3 protein-coding genes are annotated in these 2269 nt (G+C 33.7%); 1 reads left to right on the top strand and 2 read right to left on the bottom strand.

Annotation, left to right across the window (positions count from 1 at the left end; all coding sequences use genetic code 11):
• Positions 1-567 precede the first annotated feature (567 nt).
• The gene (locus ACYQ21_RS15370; protein ID WP_460059543.1) at positions 568-1119 is read left to right on the top strand and encodes a hypothetical protein; all 552 of its coding nucleotides are present in this window, start codon (positions 568-570) and stop codon (positions 1117-1119) included.
• A 118-nt stretch (positions 1120-1237) separates the two neighbouring features.
• Here the strand turns inward: ACYQ21_RS15370 and ACYQ21_RS15365 are convergent, their stop codons facing one another.
• Both ACYQ21_RS15365 and ACYQ21_RS15360 read right to left on the bottom strand, forming a co-directional pair.
• On the bottom strand, positions 1238-1495 hold the full coding sequence (locus ACYQ21_RS15365; RefSeq protein ID WP_460059542.1) for a Txe/YoeB family addiction module toxin: 258 nt from the start codon (positions 1493-1495) through the stop codon (positions 1238-1240).
• Complete coding sequence (locus ACYQ21_RS15360) at positions 1488-1754, bottom strand: type II toxin-antitoxin system Phd/YefM family antitoxin (RefSeq protein WP_460059540.1); 267 nt, start codon at positions 1752-1754, stop codon at positions 1488-1490. Before ACYQ21_RS15360 ends, ACYQ21_RS15365 begins: the two co-directional genes overlap by 8 nt.
• Between the last annotated feature and the right edge of the window lie 515 nt (positions 1755-2269).

Below are 2269 nucleotides of genomic sequence, written 5' to 3'. Positions count from 1 at the left end.
ATAAAAGACAGTATTATGTCGCACTGGAAAAAGCTCAAGTTGAAGGTGATAATAGTTTGTTGGTCACTTACTTTGAATCCGAACAAAAATTTTATAAGAATTACCTTCGGAACAAAGGCTTTGAAGGCGAGATAGCACCTTCAAAAAATCCGCTTGATTAGCGATTAGAAAAAGCTTTAAAAGTTCAGCAAGAACAAAATAAAGAAGTAAGTTTGCCAAAAGAAACACCAGGGCACACGAAAGGACATTCCATGTAAAATGACTAAAAGACTAAAAGTAGAAAAGTGTAGAATTCCACTTTTCTACTTTTGGTCTTTTTTTTTGATACTATAAAAATTTATCAATCAATAGCAAAGATGACCTCAATATCTGTTTGTGGTATTCTGAAGAATCTGAAGGTGGTGTGGAAGATCCAGATCAAACGCAAACGATTGAACAAGAACAAGAACACAAGGTAACCAAAAAATCATCGAAAGAACGTTAGGCTGGTGTTCAATATAAAAAATAAAGTGTTTAGTAAGAAGGTAGACTGTGCTATAATTAAATAAAAAAGTTTAGGAGTTTAGTATGGATGATAAAGGAATTGTTGGCGTAACTCTAATGGTGATGGTTCCGATTGTGATTATTGTATGTGCTTTGGGATTTTTTGCGACGGTAGCGGCTGTCGTGTTTCCTGAACTTTGCGCATGGCCAGTAATAGCCTACACTGCTTTATTTGATCCTAAGCACACAGGACTATTTAATGACACTAACTCGGTTTTTGGTGGCTCTTTTGATTGGACTATAAAAAATGTTCCGATTTCAAATCATGTCTATCATCTTACTAAGCTAGCTGAAAAATGGCACTCGTTTTTCAAAATCATTTTGATGCTAGTTGTACCTGGTTCTTTAATTTTAGCTGCAAGAATGGTCGCCATTAAGAATATTAGAGTCCTATCCAGTTTATTAAGTGTTCTACCTATTTGGGCATTATATCAATTTATTCAAATCAATGATTTAAAACTTGATGCAATTTGGTTTACAGTCGTCATGATTATTGGCAGTGCTATTGCAATTGGTATTAGAACGCTTGTGTTTGGAGGATTTACAAAAATACAAAATAGTAGGAAGCAATTTTAGCTAGTCTTTATTATTGCAACTTGCTATTTATCATTTTAAAAACAAAAGCATTTAGTGTGAGGGTAGAAAATTCTACTTTTACACTGAATGCTTTTTTGTTGTGAGGAATTTTAAGTCATCAAGAATAATGATCTTTAGCAGAGTAGACAAACAAAATGTCAGCTTCAACTTTGTAGACTAATCTATCTTTTTCGTTTATTCGACGAGAGATTTTACCAGATAAATCTTCTTTTAAGATTTCTGGTTTTCCTATCCCATTAAATGGATCTCGCTCAATGTCTTTGATTAGATTATTGATTTTCTTGAGTGTCCTTTTATCTTGAGTTTGCCAATACAGATAATCATTCCAGGCATCATCACTCCATGATTTAATCATCGTCTACCTCAATCAGGTCACGTATGATTCCTTTACCTGCTTTAAATTGCTTATCAGCACGTTGGATTTTCTCCATGAGATATTGATTATTCAAGATGTAGTTGTTTTCAATCAGATTATCATAATCAAGTTTTGATAAGACGACCACATTTTCCTCTGGGTTTTTGTTCGTCACGATGATAACATCGCTATCATCATTGACTTTCTTCATGTATGATTTTAGATTAGCACGGAAATTACTATAAGCTACTGCTTCCATAAGCCACCTCTTTCTATATTTGTATTGTACTGCTTTTTGTACAATAAATCAAGCGGTAGGTTGTGTTTAATCCATTTTTTAGCACAATTTTCGGAATATCCAAAAAGGGAAACCGCATAGGCAATGGGTTTCCCCTTCTGGAGTTTCCTAATGGGATAGTCTAAATGGGGTAGTCTAATTTGAGTAGTCCAGAGGTTTAGATATAAATACATTCTAAATAAATCTTTAAATACATATTGATGAAGAAGATATATAACAAAAAAGCAATCAAAACGCTCAAAAAGTTGCGAGATTCAAAGCTAATATTGTAAGATTATTCTAGCAGTTTAGAAAGTTGGAAAAAATGAATCAGGACGTTATTGACGAGCGGGAATTTTTAAGTATTTTTAGAGCGCAAAATTTAGAGAAGTTTTTGAAGTTTATCAGCGACTATGATAACTATATGATGCCTCAGTTAAGGGCGCAAGGTTGGGAATTGGTTAGTAAATCGGAACGAACAGTAACCTTTGTCTTTG

The organism is Pseudolactococcus yaeyamensis, from assembly GCF_054658615.1.
Note: the sequence above shows the minus strand (reverse complement) of the source record. Positions and strands in the feature narration are given on the sequence as shown.

Excerpts from the sequence above, each read along its gene's own strand:
- ACYQ21_RS15360 (WP_460059540.1), bottom strand. The coding sequence starts at position 1,754 with ATGGAAGCAGTAGCTTATAGTAATTTCCGTGCTAATCTAAAATCATAC.
- ACYQ21_RS15365 (WP_460059542.1), bottom strand. The coding sequence starts at position 1,495 with ATGATTAAATCATGGAGTGATGATGCCTGGAATGATTATCTGTATTGG.
- ACYQ21_RS15370 (WP_460059543.1), top strand. The coding sequence starts at position 568 with ATGGATGATAAAGGAATTGTTGGCGTAACTCTAATGGTGATGGTTCCG.